This is a genomic window from Paenibacillus sp. G2S3, from assembly GCF_030123105.1.
Classification (GTDB): domain Bacteria; phylum Bacillota; class Bacilli; order Paenibacillales; family Paenibacillaceae; genus Paenibacillus_AQ.
Genome location: NZ_CP126095.1, coordinates 1,523,387 through 1,546,592, shown reverse-complemented (window position 1 = coordinate 1,546,592; position 23,206 = coordinate 1,523,387). Strand labels below are relative to the sequence as shown.

General features: G+C 48.3%; 19 protein-coding genes. 1 reads left to right on the top strand and 18 read right to left on the bottom strand.

The genetic code is table 11. The annotated features are described in order from the left end of the window. Positions 1-33 precede the first annotated feature (33 nt). Positions 34-2,316 (bottom strand): FMN-binding protein, encoded by a 2,283-nt coding sequence (locus QNH28_RS06895; RefSeq protein ID WP_283910725.1) that lies wholly within the window; start codon positions 2,314-2,316, stop codon positions 34-36. Between the two features lie 495 nt (positions 2,317-2,811). Between QNH28_RS06895 and hemH the strand changes: the two genes are divergently transcribed. Further along, a complete protein-coding gene (gene hemH / locus QNH28_RS06890; protein WP_283910724.1) occupies positions 2,812-3,825 on the top strand; it encodes a ferrochelatase in 1,014 nt (337 codons plus the stop codon). A 91-nt stretch (positions 3,826-3,916) separates the two neighbouring features. On the opposite strand, the gene QNH28_RS06885 is transcribed toward hemH, so the two are convergent. The 17 genes from QNH28_RS06885 to QNH28_RS06805 form a co-directional block, all read right to left on the bottom strand. Continuing rightward, a complete protein-coding gene (locus QNH28_RS06885) occupies positions 3,917-4,369 on the bottom strand; it encodes an IDEAL domain-containing protein (RefSeq protein ID WP_042185792.1) in 453 nt (150 codons plus the stop codon). 318 nt (positions 4,370-4,687) lie between these two features. Continuing rightward, positions 4,688-6,508 carry an adenine deaminase gene (locus tag QNH28_RS06880; protein ID WP_283912071.1) on the bottom strand — a complete coding sequence of 607 codons (1,821 nt, stop codon included), beginning with the start codon at positions 6,506-6,508 and terminating at the stop codon, positions 4,688-4,690. A gap of 231 nt (positions 6,509-6,739) precedes the next feature. Next, a complete protein-coding gene (locus QNH28_RS06875) occupies positions 6,740-7,972 on the bottom strand; it encodes a pyridoxal-phosphate-dependent aminotransferase family protein (RefSeq protein ID WP_283910723.1) in 1,233 nt (410 codons plus the stop codon). Between the two features lie 71 nt (positions 7,973-8,043). Continuing rightward, the gene (locus QNH28_RS06870) at positions 8,044-9,303 is read right to left on the bottom strand and encodes a Zn-dependent hydrolase (RefSeq protein ID WP_283910722.1); all 1,260 of its coding nucleotides are present in this window, start codon (positions 9,301-9,303) and stop codon (positions 8,044-8,046) included. After that, positions 9,300-10,694 carry an allantoinase gene (locus QNH28_RS06865; protein WP_283910721.1) on the bottom strand — a complete coding sequence of 465 codons (1,395 nt, stop codon included), beginning with the start codon at positions 10,692-10,694 and terminating at the stop codon, positions 9,300-9,302. Before QNH28_RS06865 ends, QNH28_RS06870 begins: the two co-directional genes overlap by 4 nt. Before the next feature lie 33 nt (positions 10,695-10,727). Continuing rightward, complete coding sequence (gene uraH / locus QNH28_RS06860) at positions 10,728-11,132, bottom strand: hydroxyisourate hydrolase (RefSeq protein WP_283910720.1); 405 nt, start codon at positions 11,130-11,132, stop codon at positions 10,728-10,730. Next, positions 11,132-12,082: a factor-independent urate hydroxylase gene (pucL, locus tag QNH28_RS06855; RefSeq protein WP_283910719.1), complete on the bottom strand. Its 951-nt coding sequence runs from the start codon at positions 12,080-12,082 to the stop codon at positions 11,132-11,134. Before pucL ends, uraH begins: the two co-directional genes overlap by 1 nt. A gap of 18 nt (positions 12,083-12,100) precedes the next feature. Beyond that, complete coding sequence (gene uraD, locus QNH28_RS06850; RefSeq protein ID WP_283910718.1) at positions 12,101-12,622, bottom strand: 2-oxo-4-hydroxy-4-carboxy-5-ureidoimidazoline decarboxylase; 522 nt, start codon at positions 12,620-12,622, stop codon at positions 12,101-12,103. Beyond that, positions 12,609-13,163, bottom strand: a complete 555-nt coding sequence (locus QNH28_RS06845) for a (2Fe-2S)-binding protein (RefSeq protein ID WP_283910717.1) — start codon at positions 13,161-13,163, stop codon at positions 12,609-12,611. Before QNH28_RS06845 ends, uraD begins: the two co-directional genes overlap by 14 nt. Then, complete coding sequence (gene pucD, locus QNH28_RS06840) at positions 13,150-15,444, bottom strand: xanthine dehydrogenase subunit D (protein ID WP_283910716.1); 2,295 nt, start codon at positions 15,442-15,444, stop codon at positions 13,150-13,152. The genes QNH28_RS06845 and pucD overlap by 14 nt, the downstream gene beginning before the upstream one ends. 34 nt (positions 15,445-15,478) lie before the next feature. Then, the gene (locus tag QNH28_RS06835) at positions 15,479-16,378 is read right to left on the bottom strand and encodes an FAD binding domain-containing protein (RefSeq protein ID WP_283910715.1); all 900 of its coding nucleotides are present in this window, start codon (positions 16,376-16,378) and stop codon (positions 15,479-15,481) included. Positions 16,379-16,424: 46 nt separating this feature from the next. Continuing rightward, on the bottom strand, positions 16,425-17,354 hold the full coding sequence (locus QNH28_RS06830) for an ABC transporter permease (protein WP_283910714.1): 930 nt from the start codon (positions 17,352-17,354) through the stop codon (positions 16,425-16,427). A 3-nt stretch (positions 17,355-17,357) separates the two neighbouring features. Continuing rightward, positions 17,358-18,500, bottom strand: coding sequence for an ABC transporter permease (locus tag QNH28_RS06825; protein ID WP_283910713.1), 1,143 nt, complete (start codon positions 18,498-18,500; stop codon positions 17,358-17,360). Next, the gene (locus QNH28_RS06820; RefSeq protein ID WP_283910712.1) at positions 18,497-20,029 is read right to left on the bottom strand and encodes an ABC transporter ATP-binding protein; all 1,533 of its coding nucleotides are present in this window, start codon (positions 20,027-20,029) and stop codon (positions 18,497-18,499) included. The genes QNH28_RS06825 and QNH28_RS06820 overlap by 4 nt, the downstream gene beginning before the upstream one ends. A 109-nt stretch (positions 20,030-20,138) precedes the next feature. Next, a complete protein-coding gene (locus QNH28_RS06815; protein WP_283910711.1) occupies positions 20,139-21,299 on the bottom strand; it encodes a BMP family ABC transporter substrate-binding protein in 1,161 nt (386 codons plus the stop codon). A 240-nt stretch (positions 21,300-21,539) separates the two neighbouring features. Further along, positions 21,540-22,112 carry an NTP transferase domain-containing protein gene (locus QNH28_RS06810; RefSeq protein WP_283910710.1) on the bottom strand — a complete coding sequence of 191 codons (573 nt, stop codon included), beginning with the start codon at positions 22,110-22,112 and terminating at the stop codon, positions 21,540-21,542. After that, complete coding sequence (locus tag QNH28_RS06805) at positions 22,054-23,178, bottom strand: XdhC family protein (RefSeq protein ID WP_283910709.1); 1,125 nt, start codon at positions 23,176-23,178, stop codon at positions 22,054-22,056. Before QNH28_RS06805 ends, QNH28_RS06810 begins: the two co-directional genes overlap by 59 nt. Positions 23,179-23,206: the final 28 nt, after the last annotated feature.

The following is a 23,206-nucleotide window of genomic DNA, read 5'->3' as shown; positions in this document are numbered from 1 at the left end:
CCATTTATAGATTAACAATTGATTGAAAATCGCTTATTTACCAGCGGATTCAAGCGCTGATTTAATAGCTTCTACCACTTTAGCAGATACTTCTTTCTCGGCATCGTTATTTCCGAAGGCTGCTGCGCGATATCCATACTTGTGCAAGCTATAGCCCGTTGAAGTCGACTCAATCTCGCTCTTCACAACCAGCTCAGCGTCTGTCAATTGGTTGACCGTTCTTGTGCTTCCGTTTTTATCTAGATAGTAAACGAGCATTTTAACAGGAACGCCATGTTCTACATACGTCATGACATTTACAAGCTTATCTGCACTCACACCAATGAAGATTCCATCGAAGTAAGCTGCTTTGTTAGCCTCAACAATCTCAGCTTTTCCGTATGCTCTATCCACCGCAGTCTTGAGAGCTACACTACTACTAGTTGCACCGGAAACAGCGTCTACATCTTGCACACCTTCTCTAGTACCTGCTGCAAGGAAGCTGGAAGTCAATTGTGGAATTGCTTTCACTACCTCTGGGTAAGCAGCTTTGCCTCTATCTACAAGATTCATTCCTACACGATACAAGGCAACATTTACGATTTTACCGTTACGAAGAGTAACGTCTGCTCTGTTAGTCCCTTTATCATAGGCATCACCAAATGCAGTGAAGGTCCCGTCTTTGTAGGTTCCTTGAACCTTTGATGCATTAGTCAAAGTATCAGTCAGTGCAGCTTTGGCAGCTGCGGATAATTCTTCTTGACCCGTGATATCGGACATTTGCACACCTTTTTCAAGTAATCCTGAAGTAAGTGTACCCACCAGCGATTTTTGTTCTGCACTTAGCTTGTCATCAGCGATTAGCTTACCGTCAGTTCCAAACAAGCTTAATTTAATGTTTGTAACTGTATCTGAAGCAGCATCAACAAGTAGTAACACCTTAGATTGGTTATCTACACCTGCGAATTTCCCGTCAAAATATTTAGCTTCACCAGGAACTTTTAGTGCTTTTTCGAAAGCTCTCTCTACAGCCTGATTCCAGCCGTGACTGCTTTCTGTAGCGCCAGAAATTCCATCTACTTTCTCATCATAGTTAGCGAAGTAAGATCCATTAGCAAGCAACTTAGCTGTCATTGGAGCATTAGCCTTTACAACTTCTGCATAAGCCGTTGCGCCTCTGTCAATGAGGTTGTTCCCAAGTCTGAACAGCTTCACATCCACTAACTTACCGTTGCGAATCACGATGTCAGCTCTTTCAACACCAACACTTCTAGCAGTTCCATAAGAGGAATAGAAACCATCTACATAAGCAGAAGTATTGTTAATCTTTGCATTCTGCTCAGCATCCCAGAAAGCATTAATCGCAGCCTTAAAGTCGGCTTCGAGTCCTGCAACAGACTCAGCAGCTGTTCCTTTAGCCAGCAATGCTGGCGTTATAGCTGCAACTGCTGCGGATTGCTCAGCTGTGTAAGCCTTCTCATCTACGAAATCACCAGCACTGTTCAGCGGGTACACTTTAACAGCTGTGAGCTTATTGGATTCGTAGGTTGCAAATACTGCATATTTACCTGTAGGATCTATGCCCATATGAACACCATCAAAGTAAATTGCATCTGTATCTTTCACTGTTAGAGCTCTTTCAAACGCTCTGTCTACAGACAATTTCCATCCATTACTAGAGCGTGTAGCTCCCGAAACAGCATCTACTGCAGCTGCTCCATCTCTTGTCTTGCCAATCAATTTATTCTTCATCAATCCATAAGCTTGCCATAAAGCGCTATAATTGTTACGGGCATCTCGATCGATCAGCTTAGGGCTGGTTCTCCGGAGATCGATGCTAGTAATTTTCCCATCTTTAATTTCGATCTTAGCGCCTTCGGTACCTTTAGAGTAAGCATCGCCATAAGCTACATAAACTCCATCTTGATATACATTTTCTTTAACTGTAACCGGCAATGTTGTAGGCACAGGCTTAACAGTCGCAGTTGGAACTACTGTAGCTGCTGGAACAACGGTTGCTTTTGGCGTTGTAGTTGGTTTTGTCGTTGCGGCTGTTGCCTTTGGTGTTGCTACAGGTTTTACCGTTGCTTTTGGTGTTTCTACTGGTTTTGCTGTTGGCTTTGGTGTTGCTACTGGTTTTGCTGTTGCTTTTGGAGTTGCTACTGGCTTTGCTGTTGCTGCTGGTTTTGCTGTTGGTTTGGCTGCTGGTGCATCCGCTTCTTCAGAAGCTGCGGATACTGCGTCCACCTTCAAGTTCAAAGCAGGCACATTAAGTGTGTAAGCAAATGGTGCTAACAATATTGCCGCGCTAACCGTTAAAGAAATTAGTTTTTTCAATAAAATTCTCCTTTACCAAATCCCCAGTGATATATAGCTTTTCTTAACCAAACTTACCTTTCACGGCGCCCCTTCTCTTCTTATGAAGCATCACTTCTCTCTTCATAAGAACTCATCCCCCCTCTCATGCCTATGCACGACCCATAAACTCCAAAAAAAGAATGCCTAAAATCTATTCATTCCTTCCTTTTTACAATAACCCGCATAAAAGGTGAAATAATTCACATATAATGTTAGAAAAAAATGAAGACGCTTTTTCAAGCAATTTCTGGTTTGATACTACCAAACTTTTCCGCAACTCCTCTGTATCTAAAATCACATCCCCTATAAGAAACATCACTATTGACTCATAAATGTGATTTTCCATTGTTTTTTCCAAACAAATACACCAACTTCCTCTTCCCAATATAGATAAAGTGATCTCGATTATTGTGTATCCAAGAATAGATGTGCTATTTTAGAACGATCTCTAACATGGGAAAGGAGTTCAAAGCTTTGAACAAACAGCCACCTATTGGAGTTATAATCGCCCAAATTGGCACACCTACTGCACCTACTGCAAAAGCGGTACGTCCTTATCTGAAACGCTTTTTATCCGATCGCCGAATCATAGATTATTCACCTTTGTTCTGGCAGCCTTTGCTGCGTGGCATTATTCTGCGGACACGTCCCCGGAGGTCAGCTGAGCTGTATAGACAAATATGGACAACAGAAGGATCACCTCTACTCTCCCACTCCTTAGCTCAGCAATCGGGTTTGCAAGCGCTTCTAGGCCCACGGTATCAAGTAGAGCTTGGCTTAGCGTATAGCGAACCAAGTATGGAACAAGCGATGAACAAATTGGCAGCTGCCGGAGTCACACGCATCCTCATAGTGCCTTTATTCCCTCAATATTCGTCCACTACGACTGCTTCCGTATTCGATCAGGCGAGTTTTGCTGCACTAGGACGCCAAAGCTCCACTGGACCAGTAACGAAGCGCCTTATTCCTGCTCTCAGATTTATAGATGCATACTACAATGAACCCGGTTATATCGCAGCCATGAAGTCGCATTTGCTGGAGCAAATCGCACTTCTAAGCTCTGATCCTGATTATTTCGTGCTGACCTTCCACGGGATCCCCAAACGTTATGCAGATACAGGCGATCCCTATCCAGAGCAATGTATGGAAACAGCACGCCTTCTCGCATCTGCTATGAATTGGGAATCCGGAAGCTGGCAGCTTACTTTTCAATCACGCTTCGGACGCGAAGAGTGGGTAGGACCCTCTACTGCAGATGTTTTAGGAGAGCTTGCTGGGCGAGGAATTCGTAGACCTTTGATTTTCTCACCAGGCCTTGTAACCGATTGTTTGGAAACGTTGCATGAGCTGGCAATAGAAGGGCGTGAGCAATTTGAGGCTGGAGGAGGACTTGCAGAAGACTTCACTGCGATTCCCTGCTTGAATAATCATGAGGACTGGCTTCATTTTTTAGCTCAGCATGTTGAACGAAATGCCATGGGCTGGTAATACAAAAAAACCGTCTTGTCCGCAGATATTCTCTGCTGAGATAAGACGGTTTGCTGTGTCCGTTCATAGGATCTAAGGATCACTAAGATGCTTATGCTGTAAGCTGCTTATATTTAGTAGTCAGTTCATGGAACCATTGCTTGTCCTGTAAGGTCAATGCAAAGTCGATCAGCTCGGCAATCTCACTCGGCTGCAAATCAGCCGAATCATTAAACGATACTTCAGCCGTTGCTGTGGCTTCTCCATTCCCATCCTCTGCGTAATCATAAGAGAAGCATATCTTGATATCACTTTCCAAAAATTCGTTACGAAGGAAATATAACACCTCACACATTAGCACAGGTCTAACATGATCATCAAAGACACATTCCATAACCTTTGCCCAATACTGCTGGTTGCTGAGGTGTAGCTTATCATTGGTTAAGAGATATTTCTCACCCTGAAAATCGGTGACAAATCTCAGCTCAAGCGGCTTCATTTTAAAAATAGTAGCAATTTGCTTCATGCTAATATTCAGAATGTCTTGCGTTTCTAGTCTGATCATCTCTCATGCACCTCGTCCCTCTTAGTTGGGTTACCTGAAACCTGATGATATCTATAATTTCGTTTTATGCCAATAATGTAAAATTAACTCCAACCATTCACTTTAATTTTTATCTAATTTAACATTATTATCGTCAGCTGACTACGCTTTGTTAATATTTTTTCATTATTTCCATAGAAAAATGTTTCAATCTTTGTCCATCTGTTTAATATGTATATTTAAAAACTTTGTCTTTCTTATTTTTTCAACAAAAAACTGTTCTGAATGGTCATAAACGACCTCAAAACAGTCTTTTGCCTAATTATTATTCAGTTAATTTTAGTTAACAAAAAGCGGCACTAACTTTATGCCTTCAGGCGAGATCCGAACAAGTCCTTTATCTGTGATGCGTAACGTCGGTATAACCGCCAATGCAAGCAGCGATAAAGTCATAAATGCATAGTTCAAAGTACAACCGGCATCATATAGCGCTGTGCTGATCGCAGCAGATTTCTCCGCAGCAATCTCAAATGGCTCTGTGGACATTAGACCGGCAATGGCCAGCGGGAATAATGTTTCTCCACCGGATGTGATCATGCAAACTCCACCCTGGGCATCAGCGACCGCATTTGCAGCTTTAGCCATTAACTCATCATCGTTGCCGATGACCAGTACATTGTGGCTATCATGGGCAACTGTCATCGCAATGGCAGCTGGCTCTTTAAATCCAATGCCTTCTACAACGGCCACGGATTTATTGCCTGTACCTTTATGCCGTTCGAGCACGGCGATTTTGCATAGACCTTCTACAGCATTTACATCCAGCTGCCCCGCAACTACAGGTATTGAAACCATACGCTCAATGGTCTCCACATGATTTTCTCTTACTTTAATTACCCTTGTAGTAAGTTCACCTGCTTCAATTGGCGCAGCGATGATAAAATCTTCTGCGGTAGGACGCTGTGGCAAGTGTACCGAAGCCAACACTTCCTCCGGATAAGTGAATTTAGCAAGCTCTGCTGTCATCACACCGTTCTCGGCAACTACTACACCTGCGGCAATGGTCAGCACTACATTAATATCTGCCAAATTCCCGTCCAGAAGGATGATATCTGCATAAGAACCCGGAGTAATAGAACCAATATCGCGCGCTAGACCGAAGCGTTCAGCAGTATTAATGGTGGCCATTTGGATAGCCGTTTTAGGCTTCACACCTTGAGCAATAGCATCGCGTAGAACGAAATTCATATGCCCTTCATCTCGCAAGGATTCTGAGCTACGATCATCCGTTACCAGCATCATTCGGCGTGTATCAATTCCGTGTTCTGTATGGGCTGTAATTGTTTTAGCTACATCATGCCAAGCTGAACCACGGCGCATTTTGGCATACATCCCTAGTCGAACGCGCTCAATCACATCGTCTGCCGTCACACATTCATGATCGCCAGTCACACCTGCCGCAGCATACACGGGCAGTCTCCAGTCGCTGGAAGGCCATGTGAAATGACCATCTACAAATCTGCCTGCCCGCAGCGTAGCTTGAATTTCCCCCAGCATTTTCTCATCCCCATAAACAACGCCAGGAAAGTTCATCACTTCACCCAGCGCAATCACATCGGGTCCCCAAGTAAAGGCTTCTGCCACTTCATCTGGTCCAATAGAAGCTCCCGTTGTCTCGAATTCTGCACCTGCCGCAGGTACACAAGAAGCTACCTGCATGTAAGCAGCTAAAGGCGTACCCCGCATTTCATCCAGCATCAACCCAATACCCTTCAGGCCAAATACATTAGCAATTTCATGGGCATCAAAGAAACCACCTGTTGTGCCTAGCGGCAGAACCGCACGAGAGAATTCAGTAACGGTCAGCTGTGTACTCTCAATATGACAATGGCCATCGAGTAGTCCTGGAGCTATATACTTGCCGTTCGCCTCAATAACCTCTGTTCCTTCACCAATCATATGTGTCACATCTTTACCAACATAAGCGATACGTCCACCTTGTATACCAACAGACATTCCTTCCAAAATTTCACCAGAGCAAACATTGACCAGCTTCCCGCCTGTAATTACCAGTGTTGCTGGTTTATCTCCTCTTGCCGTAGCCACTAGCTCAGGTACACAATCTGCTAAAGGCTTTCTTGTAAAAGCTGTCATCTTCATCTCTCCCCCGTTAGTATCCAAGTGCGTTCTTGATGTAGTGAATAGATTCATAATAATAGAGGATTGCCTAACCATCGGCTGTGTTGCTATCATGATTGGCAAATCTGATATTGTACGAAAAAACGGCTCTGTCATCCCTATAGATGATAGCCGTTTTCTTAATCCAAAGATTGTCCAACACTCCGGACGTGCCCCTGGTATGAACTCACCCGCCAGCATCTATTCCAACGATTATCTTACGTTTTCCTCATATACGTCAAGTGCCGCCTGAACACCAAGTCCGCAAGCAACTCCAAATCCGTTTCGTAGCAAAGCTGCTTCCAGCGCTCCAAGCAAACGCAGCACATTATTCGTACGGCAGCTAAAGCCCATCGTGCCAATACGCCAGATCTTTCCTTTCAGAGGTCCAAAGGAGCTGGCAATTTCAATGCCGAACCGCTCCAGCAGCAGCGTGCGTACGGACTCCCCGTCTATGCCCTCAGGAATCAGCACACAGGTGACAACGGTAAGTTTGCAGGAAGGCTCCCCGTAAAGCTCAAGCCCCATCGCTGTTAACCCAGCTATAAGTGCTTTTTCATGGAGCAGATGTCTGGCGAATCTGGCATCCAGTCCTTCTTCAAGCGCAATCCGCAAGCCTTCCCGCAGTGCATAGAGCATAGAGGTCATTTCTGTATGATGATTAAGACGCTGCGGGCTCCAATAATCCTGAAGCATGCCTAGATCGAAATAATTGCTGCGGACAAAAGACAATTCACCAGGCTGAACATCACTAGTTCTGATCCCACGCTCCACTCGCTTCCGGGTCATGAGCTTAGCTTCTGCGCGATCATTATACGTTATCGGTGCCATTCCGGAAGGTACGGATAGGCATTTCTGTGTACCTCCTACGACCGCATCCAGCATCCAAGCATCCGTTTCGACAGGAATGCCCCCTAGAGTTGCAACTGCATCAACTATAAAAAGAGCATCCATCTGGCGGCAGGCTCTGCCAATTTCCGCAAGTGGCTGCACACGCCCTGTAGAGGTCTCACCATGCACCATCGCCACCACATTTGGCTTAAAAGTCTCCATAGCCGCTATTACTTCCCCCGGTTCAAACACACTTCCCCAAGGTTTTTCCAGAACGAATACCTCAGCGCCACAGCGCTCAGCAATCTCATGAAGCAGATGTCCAAAGCGGCCAAAGATCGGAATCAGCACACGCTCACCCGGCAGGATCAAGCTGACCATCACCGCTTCAATACCTGCACGAGAGGTCCCATCTATAGGGTAAGCCCATGCATTTCGGGTAGCAAACAGCTCTCGCAGCATCTCCATCGTTTCATTCATCATATCGGTGAACTCTGGATCAAACTGCCCCAGCACCGGAAAAGACATCGCCCGCAGCACACGCGGATCAACCTCCACCGGACCCGGAGTCATAATGCAGCGCAGGGACGGTGACAAATCTTCGTAACGCTTCATGATGATCTCTCCCTTCAAGTAGAAACGGCTATGCCGTCCTTTAAGGGACGGGCTCCGTTTCAGCGAACTCTCTATTCATAAGCTAACTCGTATAGCATCGCCGTCAGCACCTCAAGCCCAGCAGCTAGCTGCTCGGGGGAAGTATACTCTTCCGGTGAATGGCTGATACCCGCACGACTGGGTACAAAAATCATCGCAGTGGGGCAACGCGGTACAAACAGCTGGGCATCATGTCCCGCTCCACTTACCATCGTACGGTAGGTTTTGCCCTGTTTTAGGCAGATATTTTCCAGCGCTGTAGAGAGCTTAGTATCCATAGGTGCAGGGAGTGTATGAAGCACAGGCGTAACCTCCAAGGTTACTCCACGTTTTGCGACGATTTCATGATATTGCGAAAAAAGCCTCATACAGAAACACTCTAGTTCATCCTCTTCACTGTGCCGGATATCTAATGTAAAAAGAACTTCACCCGGAATCACATTTGGCGTATTCGGATACACCTCAAGCTTCCCTGAGGTTGCCACAAGTGGTTCACCTGCCGCTTTAGCAGCACCTTCCAGTACATAGAGCATTTCTACCACACTAGTCAGTGCATCATGCCGCATCAACATCGGCGTTGTGCCAGCATGATTAGCCACACCTCTAACCTTAACCATGTAACGTCTCTGTCCAACAATCCCCAGAACTACGCCTATCTGCGTGTCTGTTTTCTCCAGAATAATTCCCTGCTCAATGTGCAGCTCTACAAAAGCGCCGATATCATTTCTGGCTCCTGTAATCTTAGAGACATCCCCAGCCGTTGTGCCCTGCAAAAAACTGAATTCCGCCATTGCTGCCTGTAATGATATTCCATCAGCGTCCTTACAGGCTGCTGCTTCATTTCCGTCATACCTTTCCGTAACATGACCCGAGCCCCAATAAGCAAGCGGAAATCGGCTCCCCTCTTCTTCACAAAAAGATACGACCTCAAGCGTTCGCTTCGGCTGACCATAATTCATCTGCAAATCTTGAAGCGCAAGCATGGCTGCGGCAACCCCATAAGCACCATCATATTTGCCGCCATTAACCACGGTATCGATATGTGATCCGGTTAAAATGATCTTTTGCTCCGGACTGCGTCCACATAGGCGTCCATATACATTACCCACCTTATCGATGGTAACCTTTAAACCAAACTCAGCCATTTTTTGCTGCAAAAAAGTCTGTGCCTGTCCCCATTCCTCCGTGTATAGCAATCTGGTAACTCCCGGACCAGGCGCGGTATATGCCGCCAGCTCCTCAAGCAGCTCGAGCAGCTTCTGGGTCGATGCTTGGACTCTGGAATCGTTCATAGGCTATACTGCTCCTTCCTAATCCGCAGCCACTGTCCACCTTCCTCGGCAATCACTCCTGCATCAGAGGTATAGACCACCCGTCCACGGCATATCGTCGCAGCTACCTTGCAGGATAGAGTTTTTCCGATGTAAGGGCTGTGCTTGTGGCGATATAACAAATCCTCAGCATTTAGCGTGTAGGTCGCGTTTGGATTCAACAGAACTAGATCGGCATCCAGCCCTAGCGCTATAGCGCCTTTAAGATGATCCAGCCCAAAACGTTTTGCGGGTTGCCCGGCAAGCAGGCGAGAGATTAAGGTAATCGGCAAGCCGCGGACATTCACACCTTCATGGAACATAAGCTCCAGGCTGCTTTGCGCACCTGAGATCCCACCCCAAGCCTCAAAAAAAGACAACTCCGGTCGCATCTTCAATTCCGTCGGACACGGAGAATGATCTGAAGCGATCAGGTCGATTTTGCCTTGGGCAAGCATCTCCCATAACTTCTCCTGCTCCAGCTCACTCCGCAGCGGAGGCGCACACTTCGCCACAGGACCTAGATCCTCCATCTCCCTTTCTGTGAGCACCAGATAATGTGGACAGGTTTCAGCCGAGACGTCCAGCCCTCGAAGCTTGGCTTCATAGATTTTCTCAATGGCGGTGGCTGTGCTGATATGGACAAAATGCAGCCGACATCCAGTCCGTTCGCTGTACAGCAGCGCCCTGCTGACTGCCTCCAGCTCTGCCTCAGCAGGGCGGCAAGCCGCAAAATCACAGGCACTGCTTCTGCCATTTCGCACGGCATCGGCGGTCAACACTGCCGTGATGGCCTCACTTTCGGCATGAAGGGCGAGAATTCCGCCCAAAGCAGCAATTCGCTGCATCCCTTGAAAGAGCGTATCCTCATCCACTTCGCGGAATCTACCTTCGCCTTCCCCTCCGGGATTGGAGAGAAAGGCTTTAAATCCAGTGACGCCAGCAGCTGCCAATGCTTCCAAATCGTCCAGATTTCCCGGAACGAGACCCCCCCACAGCACATAATCAACCACGGAATTGCCAGCCGCAGCATTTAGCTTTTGCTGGAGTGCAGCCTCGTTCACCGTAGGTGGATTGCCGTTAAGCGGCATATCTGCATAGGTTGTGCAGCCTCCAGCTGCCAACGCCGCAGAACCGCTGCGAAAGCCTTCCCAATGTCCCAGCGCTGGCTCATTAAAGTGCACATGCATATCAATCATACCGGGGAGGACATAGAGCCCATCTGCGTCGATGACTTGGGTCAGTGGTGCAGCCGAAAGCTCCTCGCCCAATGCGACGATCTTTCCCTCTGAAACAGCAATATCCAGCTTAAGCACCTGATCAGGCAGCACTACATTACCATTCTTAATCACAAGTTCATAGGGCTCCTTCATGAGCTGCCTCCTCCTCCGGTCATCGAATCTTCCCTAACTTCCTCGATACGTGCTGTACCCACCAGGAGCTACTAACAAAGGTACATGGTAGTGGTCTATAGAGCTTCCTATCTGAAAGCGAATGGGGATTTGTTCTAGAAAAAAAGACGTCTCACGTTTAGCGTCTACTGAGCTTTCAGGTACTCCTATGCCAACAGCCGACTCCTCGGCATCAGCTCTACGATAATAATCGCCGACCATAAACAACAGCTCATAGCAGCCAGCCTCCAGCTCGCTCCCCTCCAGCAGCGGAGCATCCAGCCTCCCGTCACTGTTCGTGACTACTTCACACAGGAGCTTGCTCACTCCCTCCGTAAGCTTCCAGAGCTGTAGTGTCAGTCCTGCAGCAGGAATGCCCCGCGACAGATCCAGCACATGGGTGGTAAGACGCCCGCTCATTAAGCTGTTTCTCCAGCCAGATCTGCACGGCTAACAGAAAATCCCTGAAAGCCATAAGGCGGACGAGGTTCGGTGAACACGCCGCCCTTGGTTTCTTCAGGCTCAACAATCGTTTCCCAAGTCCGGTTATTAGACTCAAACGAAACGGTAGACAATTGAGGGAAACGGGACAACACGCGTAGTCCAATTTGATAAATCAACGATTGAATCGAAGGGCTATTGAGCTCATGAAAAGCGCTATGGGCGATATCACGAATCTGCTCCGCAGCCACATATTGACCCTGATCTCCATCCAAAGCATGCTCCACATCATCGTAGGTCCAGTTAATATTCAGAAAAATATAAAGCGGACGGTCAAAGCTTTCTGGCAATGTCGTATATTCATCTCGGATAAATCCATAAAACGAGCTCCCGCTCACTTTAATCAGCTGTAAATCCTTCAACCGGCATTCATGAGCGACAACCTCAGTCCCATTTTCCCCACGTTTTACTGTCAGCGAAGCCGAATAGGATTCATTATTGGAGTGACGCAGCACTAAATGACTCTGCCTAAGCCCCTCGCCCCCAGGCACCATTACCTGTTCAAAAGGCAAACGGTCTGCGGAAACGGAAACCGCGGTGACATGACTGTATCTATCGATAAAACGGCTGCTCAGAAGCTGCAGTAATCCTTCCGTTGTGCTGCCCGTGTAGTCGGCGGTATTGCGCAGAATGAAATTTTTCATAGAATCAGTAGCTACCACCATTGAATTATCCCCCTCTGAAAAAGAAGGAAGAAAGGCTTCGCCCGTAACGGCAAATGTAATATTATGCGCGAATATAATGTTGTCACAGCCCGTAAATGAAGATTCGGGAACGGGGGTAACGGCCAGCGGCTTTGCATAGGTACGATAGGTTAGAACATCGCTTTTTCCATAAAACATAGTACGTCCGTTAATTGGTTCCAGCATGGCTGACACCCTCCCCGATTATGATGAATGAATGATTAAATCGCTTAGGCGGAATTTCGTAATAAGGCCGATCTCAAAAAAAGCTTGCACCCATTCCTCCTGAGGGGATCGTTCTACCCGCGCTTCAATGGCGTTGATAATGTCATCTTTGTTTTTGCCACGAACTGCTAGAATAAAAGGGAACTGAAATTTGTCTGTATATTTTCTATTCAGATCACTCAGGAGAGTAAACTCTTCCGTTGTTAGCCGATCCAGACCAGCTCCCTGCTGCTCTGATGCTGACAAAGGCGTAACTTGCAGCCTAGTCGCTAAATCTGGGTGAGCTTTTAATAGTCCCTCCATTCGGCTCCGATCAGCACTCAGAACGGTTTGCATCATGGTGCTATGCAAATGCTCTATAGAATGGAACGGGATCTGCTTATAAGCCTCCTCTGCCACCCACGGTGAATGTTCAAAAATGCCGCCTAGATGCTTCACAAAATCCGTTATACTCATGGCATTTATCTCTTCCAGCGTATACCTGTATTCAGAAACGACCATCCACTCCACCTCCTATAGCTTTATTGACAGCTCGCAAAATGCCTCCGTATCCTGTACAGCGACAAATGTTACCCGATAAAGCTTCCTCTACTTCAGCCTGAGTAGGATGCGGATTCTCATCCAGCAGGGCAACCACCGAGATGACCATCCCTGGCGTACAATAACCGCATTGGAACCCGCCTTCTTCTAAAAAAGCACGCTGAACGGGATGCAGCCCCGCCTCACTAAGACCCTCAATTGTTGTAATTTCGGCACCTGAGCATTGATAGGCCATCGCCAGACATGAATTCACCGGATGTCCATCGACCAGGACCATACAGGCTCCGCAGCGGCCAATCTCACAAGAGCGCTTCGTTCCGGTCAGCTCCAAATCTTCACGTATGACATTTAAAAGCCGTCGAGAAGGGGGAATCACGGTGGATATTGCTTTGCCATTGAGGTTGCACTTGAAGGTGAACTTCTCCTCTGTGAAAGCTTCCGCAGACGAAGCAGGATCAAGGTTCTCTTCATTTAGATTCGAATTCGAATTAGTGCTCGGCATGGATATTCACCGCCTTTTGTGGAATAAACGGCGTAGATTGCAGCCATTCGGGATCAATGGGCAGCTTGGTTACCCGTTTCCCTACAGCCTGAAATATGGCTGATGCGACTGCCGGAGCTAAATTGACGGAACCCACCTCTCCAATGCCACGAGGACCATACGTATCATGATCCGGCAAATCCTCTATCGGCTGCACTTGAATGCTGCCATTCATGTCGGCAATGGTCGGCACCAAATAGGTGTCTAAATTTTTGGTGACATAGCTGCCGCCTGACATTACAGCATCCTCTGACAAGGTGAAGCCCACCGCCATACTGCTGCCACCTTCAATCTGCCCGAGGTAACCTTGTGGATTAGCCACCGGTCCCGCAGCTACCGCATGATATTGATCCAACACACGGACACGTCCTGTAAGCAGGTTAACCTCCACGCGGACCGCGATAGCGGAATAGGTGTATAGGAAATGTGCTCCCACTCTTTTAAAGGGCGTGGTTGGATAAGTAAACTTCGTATTACAAACAATGGGTTCTGAAATCCTCAATGCCAGCTCCTTGTACGTCAGAAGAAGGCCGCCATCTTTTTGCCAAATCCCGCCAGGTCCTAGCTTCATTTCGGTGATATCCAGCTTCGGTTTTATTGTCACCGCTGCCTGCAACACTCGAGCGGTAAAGTCAGGCTGCAGCCGTTGAAGAGCCATCCACATCATGCTTGTCGAACGTGAAGCAGTACTTGATCCGCTATCAGGCACAACATCCGTATCGCCAATGACGATGCTGATATCCTCTGCTGCCAAGCCAAACCGTTCAATCAGCATTTGTTCCATGGTCGCGATTAAGCCCTGACCAAACTCCTCGTAACCAAACACCGCCTCAATCTTGCCATCTAGCGTCAGAGACAGCCGGCCACCCGCCGGATCGGGGATACCGTAACCAAGTCCTGCACCATGCATAGCTATCGCAGCACCCGTTCCGGTGACGATCCATGGTTCCACGAAGCCTGATCCACTATCAGTAGACGCAGGCTCAGTCATCAGGGGCGAACACGCCAGCGCATCCCACACCTGAAAGGCGCCGTCAGTCTGAGCAATTTCCTGACCCAGTGGCCCCAGATCTCCATATTTACGCAAATTGCGGCGGCGCATTTCCCACGGATCGATCTGTAAGCGCTCAGCCAAACGATCGATCTGTCCTTCCAAAGCAAAAATCGCCTGATTGCCGCCAAACCCTCGAAATTCACCGGACACACCGTTATTGGTATATACAGCGAAACCTTCTACATCTATATGATCGATGATGTAAGGGCCCATCACATGTTCTGTCGCGAAGTTGAGCACCTCCGCGCCCAGCGTTGCGTAAGCTCCTGTATCTGAAATAATTTTGACCTGATGTGCCTTGATGATTCCTTCGTGGTCGCAGCCAGTTTTCATGGTGATTTTCATAGGGTGACGTTTAAGTCCTGCACGAACCGATTCAGCTCTCGAATTATGCAGTCTGACTGGACGAAGTGTCCGCAAGGCGAGCAGTGCTCCGTATGGCTGTACATTTAGTTCGTCTTTTCCTCCAAAAGAACCGCCGATCGGACTCGAGATGACGCGAATATCTTCTTGAGGAATAGCCAGAATTCTGGATAGCTGCATCCGATCCATCAACCCATGCTGTGTAGCTGAATACACGGTAAGCCGTCCGTTATCTTCGGGGATAAACAATCCACCCTCAGTCTCCATATAGGTGTGCATTTGGCGAGGTGTGTAATATGTCTCCTCCACTACGTGGCAGCAATCCTTAAATACCGCTTCCGGTTGCCCCTTGCGGTATTCCGTACGATGAAGCACGTTTCCCTCGGCATGTAGAAGAATAGCATCCGTCTTCATCGCCTCTTCCGGATTCTCCAGTAAGGGTAGAAGCTCATAATCCACTTCGATAAGGGATAAGGCATTTTCCGCAATTTCATCCGTCTCAGCCGCTACTGCCGCAATCGCATCGCCAGTGTAACGTACACGATCACTGCAAAATACCGGTTGATGCGGCAAGGCTATACCAAAACCGTTAAGTCCGGGCACATCCTCATGGGTAATTACAGCGTGTACACCCGGAACCTCCAGGGCCTTCTCTATTCGCACGGATAAAATACGGGCATGCGCCTGTTGACTGCGGAGCACGCGGCCGATCAACATTTCTTCCGCCCTCATGTCGGTCAAATACTGCAGCTTGCCGGATACCTTGCCCTCTCCGTCGGGCCGTGTACGCCAGCGGCTCCCGCTGGATTCCTTATTCAGCAGCATTTTCCCTCGCTCCTTTCGTGGAATCTCTCACCTCTTAACTCCGCCTATTCATAGCCTTCCATAGCTCAGCTACAACCAGGTTTCCAGCCGTTTTTTTCTTGTAAAGCTCTGTGGCAAAGGGATCGTTATACGTCTCAAAGCTGTTTTCAACCACTTCATATAGAGCAGGCAACAGCGCCTCTGTATACACCACATCTTCAAGTATAGCTTCAGCTCTACTTAGCCGCTGCGGCCGCCCTGAACCCCCACCTGCTGCGATACGAACCTCGTGTAAACGATGTTCAGTATCAATCGCTGCGGATATCGCTACCGTTACAAGCGATGGGGTGAAAGCTTCTCTACGGCCAACCTTACGGAAGATTTCCAGCCTATCCGTTAACGGATTCTCTCGGCGAGCAGGCGATATGCGAATCTCAGCCACAAGATCTGCCGCAGGTTTTATCCCGCTCCAGTGATTGTTTAGCCATTCTAGCAAAGGCAGAGCCGTCATAAATTTACCGTCAAAGGAGATCAATTCAGCATCATAGACCAGTAACGCAGGTAGAATATCACCGAAGCCAGAAGCAATATTGCCTCCGAGCGTGGCGAGGTTACGAATCGACGGGGCAGCTATGCAGCGTGCGGCCTCTTGCAGCGCTGGAGCCACTGCCTGCAAATGCTCATCGCTGCGGCACTGGGAAAGTGGAACAAGAGCACCCAGAGATAAGTGAAATTCCGTTAAAGTGATGTCCGTGAGACCTGAGATCTGCCTGAGATCAATTAGCTGTTTGGGCATTAGCGCCGTTCCATTCTCCCACCCTGTTCTCAGCAGTGTCCCACCCGCAACGTATCGGGCACTGTCCCCAAGCGCCATTTTCCTCTCCCAAGCTTCGTGCAGGCTGCGGGGCTGAATTACATCAGGTAGCCTTCCATCCTCTTCCCGTAAAACTCCCATACACTCCGCCTCCCTTTTGAGTACCAGATTGCTCCTATTGCTTCCCCTAAAACCTTTGTTCCCGAATATAAGGAACTCCGAGCGCCTCCGGTGTGCCTGATGGTTTGTTGCGATTGCGGTACCCCAGGTACATCAGGACTAGAATGGTCACAAGGTACGGAATCATTTTGAGAAAATAGGGCGGAACTGCACTGCCCAGTAATTGAATACGGAAGCCAAGTGAATCCAATGCCCCAAAAAAGTAGGCGCAGAACAAGGCACGCAGCGGATTCCATCTGGCGAAAATCACTAAACCCACGGCAATCCAGCCTCGACCGGCCGTAAGTCCTTCATTCCAGGTTGGCGCGTAAGCCAAAACCATATCCGCTCCGGCCAGACCGATGAGGGCAGCCCCGACGATTACGTAGCTATAACGGATAAGCTCTACACGAATCCCCATCACATCAGCGGTTGCCGGGCTGTCTCCGACTGCCCGCAAATGCAAGCCCCACGAGGTGCGGTGAATTAGCAAATGCAGAGCGAGCACTAGCAGCAGGCTAAACCAGGTCAGGTAGTCCATGTTGCCGAATATCGGACCGATCACCGGAACATTCTCAAGCCAAGCCAGATGCAGCTTAGGGGATGTTCCCGGCAAAGGAATGCCACTGATCGGCTTGCCCAGATAAGCACTCAATCCACTTCCGAACAAGGTCATCGCAAGACCGGACATCGTTTGGTTCGCCCGCAAGGTCACACAGAGAAAAGAATGCAGCAAACCAAGCACAGCCGTCACAGCCACGGTAGCCAGCAGAGCTAGCAGCAGGTTTCCAGAGCGAATATACACAATACAAGTGGTGACTGCTCCCATCAGCATCAAACCTTCAGCTCCAAGCTGGATAATGCCGGCTCGTTCATTTAGAATGCCTCCCAGAGTAGCCAGCAGCAGTGGGGTCCCTGCGGATATTGCAGCAATAAGTAGCTGTGTTGTAAAATCCATCGGCTACCTCCCTCCCTTCAACTGAACCCCGCTACGGCGGATACGGAAACGGTAAATCATATCGCCCGCAATCAGGAAAAACAGGATGGAGCCCTGCAGCATTTCCGAAATCGAAGAGGGTAGCCCAATGGTCTGAACACTATATCCACCGACAATTAGGCCACCGAACAGAATGGAAGTAACGATTAGACCGAGTGGATTCAATTTAGCCAGCCAAGCCACAATAATGGCGGTATACCCATAACCCGGGGAGATGCCCTGCATCAGCTTGTGTGTAACACCGGAGACCTCGGCCATTCCAGCGATACCGGCGAGCCCCCCACTAATCAGCATGACGATAATAATATGCCGCTTGATATGAATTCCGGCGTATCTAGCAGCCACAGGATTGGCCCCAATCAGACGAAGCTCGTATCCCCATTTGGTGAAACGAATCATCAGGTAATAGATCATAACGGCGATAAGTCCAAATAACAGTCCGATATGAAGTCTTGTACTTCCGAGAACAGGCAGGGACTGAGCCGCAGTAAACTTTGGCGATCCTGGGAAATTAAACCCTTTAGGATCCTTCCAGGGTCCGAATACCACATAATCGAGTGCTAACAGAGCAACATAATTCAGCATTAATGAAGTAATCAGCTCATTCACTCCAAAATGCGTCCGGGGGATAGCGGTCAGCAGTCCCCAAAGCGCTCCCGCCGCAATGCCGAACAGCAGCATTAAGGATAAAGACCAGAATGAAGATAAATTAGGAAAATAAATCGTGACCGCAGTTGCCGCCATAGCACCAACGGTCAGCTGACCTTCTGCTCCAATATTCCATATGGAAATGCGGTAAGCTACAGCAATTCCAAGCCCACACAGGAGTAAGGGGATCGCCTTTACCATGGTTTCTGTAAGGCCATACGTAGTACCAAATGCACCACGGAACATTTTCTCGTAGACCAGTACCGGATTCATCCCATTTGCTGCGATAAATAAGGCACATAGCAATAACGCTAGAATGATAGATACAATAGGAGTCCACCAAGGAGAACGGATACGGCTTGCATCGTATTCCAAACGTAGAGAGGATCGTTTCCCGGAGTGGGCTGGAATAGGTTCAAGAACAGCTGCTGCAGTATTTCTTCCATTCTCCAGACTCATACGGCGCTCTCCTCTCTGTTATGAATACCAGCCATCAATAAACCGATGCTCTCTCGATTCGCTTCCTCATGCGTACTCTCACCAATGATGGAGCCGTTGTAGATTACTAGAATCCGGTCGGACAACTGAAGCAATTCATCTAAATCCTCCGAAATTAACAGCACGCCACTACCTGAACTGCGCAGCTCCATAAGAAGGTCGTGAACACCTGACGTAGCGCCTACATCCAGTCCTTGCGTAGGATGAACAGCGACCATCAGCTTCGGCCGATGACTGATCTCACGTGCAAAGAGCAGCTTCTGCTGATTGCCACCTGACAATTGCTGTACTGGCGTCTCAAGCTCAGGAGTTTTGACATTAAAGCGCTGGACCAGCTCCTCTGACCACGAACGGTTCTTCGCAGACTTCAGGAAACCATATTTAGAGTGCTCCTCTGAACGATAGGATTTGAATAAAAGATTATCCACCGATCCGAGACGCCCGGCTAAACCGCTCTTCATCCGGTTCTCCGGCACGTGGGAGATTCCCGAATCAATTGCCCCTCTTACCGAAGCAGATTTCACCGTCTTTCCATCAAAAGTGATCTCACCACTTTTCCATCCCCTAAGACCTGTTAATACTTCGGCCAGCTCTTTTTGCCCATTTCCAGCTACCCCAGCTACGCCTACGATCTCTCCTTTGCAAACATTCAGTGATAGATGATCCAACGCTTTTCGTCCATGATCGGCATATACGTCCAAGCCCTTTACTTCTAACAGAGCGTCTCCTTCGGTAGCCTCCCGTTCTTGCCTTGTAATGGTTACTTCTTTGCCTACCATTAGGCGAGCCAGCTCCAATTCATCCGTATCCGCCGTGGTCAGTGTGGCAATCATTTTTCCTTTGCGCATGACGGAAATCCGATCGGAGGATGCCATAACCTCTTTCATTTTATGAGTGGTCATAATGACCGTCTTCCCAGCCTGCTTCATGACCCGCAGTGTTTCAAACAGCTGTTCTACCTCTCCCGGGGTCAGCACAGAGGTTGGTTCATCCAGAATAATAATGTCCGCCCCACGATACAGCGTCTTAACGATTTCAACACGTTGCTGTTCACCGACGGACAGCTGCCAGATCGGGCGATCCACGGGGAAATTCAATCCAAATCGTTCAGCTAATTTCTCTATTTCCTTACGTTTGTTCTTCATCCACTTACGCCCACGCCAGAAAGACGACTTTTCGCCAAGCACGATATTTTCCGCAGCAGTGAGACTTTGCACCAGCCTAAAGTTCTGAAACACCATACCTACACCAAGCTGTGCTGCATCTTTAGGAGAACGGATGTGAGCAGCTTTTCCATGAATGAAGATTTCGCCTTCGTCTGCTCTGTACACCCCGGACAGCATGCTCATCACCGTACTTTTACCTGCCCCATTCTCACCAAGCAGTGCATGAATCTCCCCCGCATTTGCCGAAAAGTCGACTTGATCACTGGCGGTTACCGAGCCGAATTTTTTCACAATTCCCCGCATTTCAACTGAAGTTCCCCGCATGGCCTATGCCCCTCCTTCCTTCAAGTTGTAGTACGGGTGGGGTAGTTTCCGCTTCATGGAATCCGCCCCACCCATAGATCCTGCACATTTTATTTAGTACGGTTACGCATTATTGCGGGATGGTTCCTTCCACACCTTTTACGAGCCAATTCATGCCCAGCACTTCCTCCAGGGTCAGCTTTTGGCCGTCCTGAACTTTAACATTACCTTGGTTATCCGAAATGGGTCCGGTAAAAACATCAAGCTCACCACTGATGATTTTAGCTTTAGCGTCCTCGACAAGCTTTTTCACATCATCTGGAATTTTGTTCCCGAAAGGAGCCAGCTCTACCATACCGTCAGCCATATCTCCGGAATATTGCTCGCTTTTCCACGTTCCATCCATCACTGCCTGCACAGCTTTTACGTAATAAGGACCCCAATTCCATACTGGATTTGTTAAATAATTGTCCGGAGCGTATTTGCTCATATCCGAGTCATTCCCCCCGGCAAAAGCGCCCCGTTCAGCAGCAGCCTGCAGCGTAGCAGGAGAATCCTGATAAGCCAAAAGCACATCCGCCCCTTTATCCAGCAAACTGATTGCCGCTTGACGCTCGGTCGTCGGGTCATACCATGTATTCGTCCAAACCACATTCACCTTTACATCAGGGTTGACGCTCTGTGCTCCAAGGGTAAAAGCATTCAAGTTATAAATCACTTCGCTGATCGGAAAAGCACCGACATAACCCAGCTGATTATTTTTGGTCATTTTCCCTGCCGCAATCCCGCTCAAATAACTGGCTTGATAATTCTTCCCGAAGTAAGTCCCCATGTTCTCTGCGGTTTTGTAACCAGAAGCATGCAGGAACTTCACATTAGGAAATTTGCTTGCTACATTCAATGTAAAATCCATATATCCAAAGCTCGTTGTAAACACGATGTCATGTGATTGCGCAAGCTCTGTGATGATTCGTTCAGCATCGGCACTTTCAGGGACATTTTCTACAAAGTCGGCTTTAATGCCAAGCTCCTTCTCCATATACAGCCGTCCTTGATCATGTTGGTACGTATAGCCGCCATCTCCTGGAGGTCCGATATACACAAAAGCAACCGTTGGTTTCTTGGCAGCCGGTTCTGTTGTTGCAGTTGCCTCTGTTGCCGCTGTAGTTGCCGCTGGTGCCTCCGTTGCATTTGTAGAAGTATTATTATTGCTGCCACACCCCACCAAAGCCACCGTCATCAGAACCATTAATGCAAGACAAGATGTTATGAACTGACCCCTTTTTTTCATAATTCTCCTCCTCCAAATCATCTCTCATCATGGCTGCAACCATAAATGTACTTCTACTATACTTAGAGGCGGCCTTTGCGTAAATTTATATAACATACGTTTGTGTTTGATGATAAGAATCAGAGCTTTTTTTGTGTGATATGCACTAAATTGTATTTGGAAGAGGTTATTGTATGTCACATTATATGACTCAATGTGGAAAAGGAATACTTTTGGGGGATTACTTTCTCGATTACATTTCTATTTTCCGTTTCTCAGCATCCATTGTTCCTGAATCTCCCCGAAATCCTCCTCTGTATCTGCATCCATGAAATAGTGGGCGGATTCAGACTCCAGAACAATCCCCTTATAATCAGGTGAACGCAAAATCGCTGCCGCTCCGCGATCCCCATCCAATCCCTGTAGTGCTGGAAACAATGTCTTCGAAAACAAAGCCGGCGGCATAGCCGATCCGTTGCTGACACTAGCCACATAATCCATCTCCGGTGATTGTTCAAACGTTTGTATTAGACGATTCACTAATGCCGTAGTAATAAAAGGCTGATCCGCGAGTGCCACAACTACAGCATCCGGCTGCAAAGGCAGCACAGCATTAAGTCCGCAGCGAAGGGAAAAAGATAATCCCAAATGTGCGGTTAAGCAGGTTTCGGTACGTCTAGTCCCTTGCGGCGCAATCGCGGGTGGCAGCCATTCCAAGTTGTCATCCGCACGCACCACTACGATAAGCGGTTCAAGATTACAGCGATCCAATTCACTAAGCGCGACGCTCCCGAGCGAGACCTCCTGTGATAATTTCAGCGAAACCTTGGCCACGCCCATCCGCCTGCTCTGCCCTGCTGCCAAATATATTCCTGCTACCTTCAATACTATCCACTCCTTTAGGCAGCTCTCGTAAGCCCGCCCTTCTAATTTGAATAATTTCTGCTATAATACTGACCGCAATTTCCTCGGGACCTTCTCCACCAATGGGCAGTCCTACAGGTGCATGTAAAGAGGGAGGAGCTTCAAGCCCTTCCAGTAAAAGAGCTATCCGCGCTTTTGAACCAATAACCCCGATGTATAGCGGAGCTAGCGGAATTACACTCTCCAGGAACTGTCTATCCCGCCCAAGTTGATGACTACAAATCAGCACATAATCCCGCTGAGCTACACCCACACGTTGAACAACCTCCGTAGAAGAACAAATGATTCGTTCAGCGCGAGGAAACTCATTTTGCAAACTCCCTTCGCGCCAATCGGCTACCACAATCCGAAAGCCAACTTTGTTAGCAAGCTCTGCAATCGGAACCACATCACGTCCTCCACCAAAAATCACAAGCCGCGGTTTGGGCACAAAAGACGTATGAAATGCTGTCAATTCAGCTGGAGCGGCCATAAAGCGACCTGCCGCCATGCTTTCTTTTGCCGAGTGGGATAATTTCGGTTGTTGCTTGTTCTGCGATAGTGAAGTATCAATATCCTGCTCCAGCTTATAGGTAAACCCCCTCTCCACTACCTCCCGAAACAGAACCAACCGTTCTCCCGCCGCCAGTCTGTCACTCACCTGCACCAAAAGCTCATTTAACTTCCCCTGCACAGGTTCAAGCACCACTTTGATCTTGCCCCCGCAGCCGACAGTCTCACCCCAGGACAGATCATCCGGAGACAACATATTGTATTCCACAATTTCGGGTAGCCCTCGTTCCCATATCTCAGAGGTACGTAGCTGCAGATCGCTTTCCAGACATCCTGGACTCAGACTCCCAATCGTGCCCTCTTCAAAAAAGAGCATCACCGCTCCGGGTTTACGATACGAATGCCCCTCCACCTCAATCAGTGTTGCCAGCACCGCAGGCGCCTTATGGGTTTGAATATGCATTGCGATCTCATGTGTATTCACGAGGCTCCCTCCTCCGTGTTTGCATTTC

What these genes read in the sequence shown, in the direction of transcription:
- QNH28_RS06885 (WP_042185792.1), bottom strand. Translation starts at nt 4,369, where the DNA reads ATGATCAGACTAGAAACGCAAGACATTCTGAATATTAGCATGAAGCAA.
- QNH28_RS06880 (WP_283912071.1), bottom strand. Translation starts at nt 6,508, where the DNA reads ATGAAGATGACAGCTTTTACAAGAAAGCCTTTAGCAGATTGTGTACCT.
- QNH28_RS06875 (WP_283910723.1), bottom strand. Translation starts at nt 7,972, where the DNA reads ATGAAGCGTTACGAAGATTTGTCACCGTCCCTGCGCTGCATTATGACT.
- QNH28_RS06870 (WP_283910722.1), bottom strand. Translation starts at nt 9,303, where the DNA reads ATGAACGATTCCAGAGTCCAAGCATCGACCCAGAAGCTGCTCGAGCTG.
- QNH28_RS06865 (WP_283910721.1), bottom strand. Translation starts at nt 10,694, where the DNA reads ATGAAGGAGCCCTATGAACTTGTGATTAAGAATGGTAATGTAGTGCTG.
- uraH (WP_283910720.1), bottom strand. Translation starts at nt 11,132, where the DNA reads ATGAGCGGGCGTCTTACCACCCATGTGCTGGATCTGTCGCGGGGCATT.
- pucL (WP_283910719.1), bottom strand. Translation starts at nt 12,082, where the DNA reads ATGCTGGAACCAATTAACGGACGTACTATGTTTTATGGAAAAAGCGAT.
- uraD (WP_283910718.1), bottom strand. Translation starts at nt 12,622, where the DNA reads ATGGTCGTTTCTGAATACAGGTATACGCTGGAAGAGATAAATGCCATG.
- QNH28_RS06845 (WP_283910717.1), bottom strand. Translation starts at nt 13,163, where the DNA reads ATGCCGAGCACTAATTCGAATTCGAATCTAAATGAAGAGAACCTTGAT.
- pucD (WP_283910716.1), bottom strand. Translation starts at nt 15,444, where the DNA reads ATGCTGCTGAATAAGGAATCCAGCGGGAGCCGCTGGCGTACACGGCCC.
- QNH28_RS06835 (WP_283910715.1), bottom strand. Translation starts at nt 16,378, where the DNA reads ATGGGAGTTTTACGGGAAGAGGATGGAAGGCTACCTGATGTAATTCAG.
- QNH28_RS06830 (WP_283910714.1), bottom strand. Translation starts at nt 17,354, where the DNA reads ATGGATTTTACAACACAGCTACTTATTGCTGCAATATCCGCAGGGACC.
- QNH28_RS06825 (WP_283910713.1), bottom strand. Translation starts at nt 18,500, where the DNA reads ATGAGTCTGGAGAATGGAAGAAATACTGCAGCAGCTGTTCTTGAACCT.
- QNH28_RS06820 (WP_283910712.1), bottom strand. Translation starts at nt 20,029, where the DNA reads ATGCGGGGAACTTCAGTTGAAATGCGGGGAATTGTGAAAAAATTCGGC.
- QNH28_RS06815 (WP_283910711.1), bottom strand. Translation starts at nt 21,299, where the DNA reads ATGAAAAAAAGGGGTCAGTTCATAACATCTTGTCTTGCATTAATGGTT.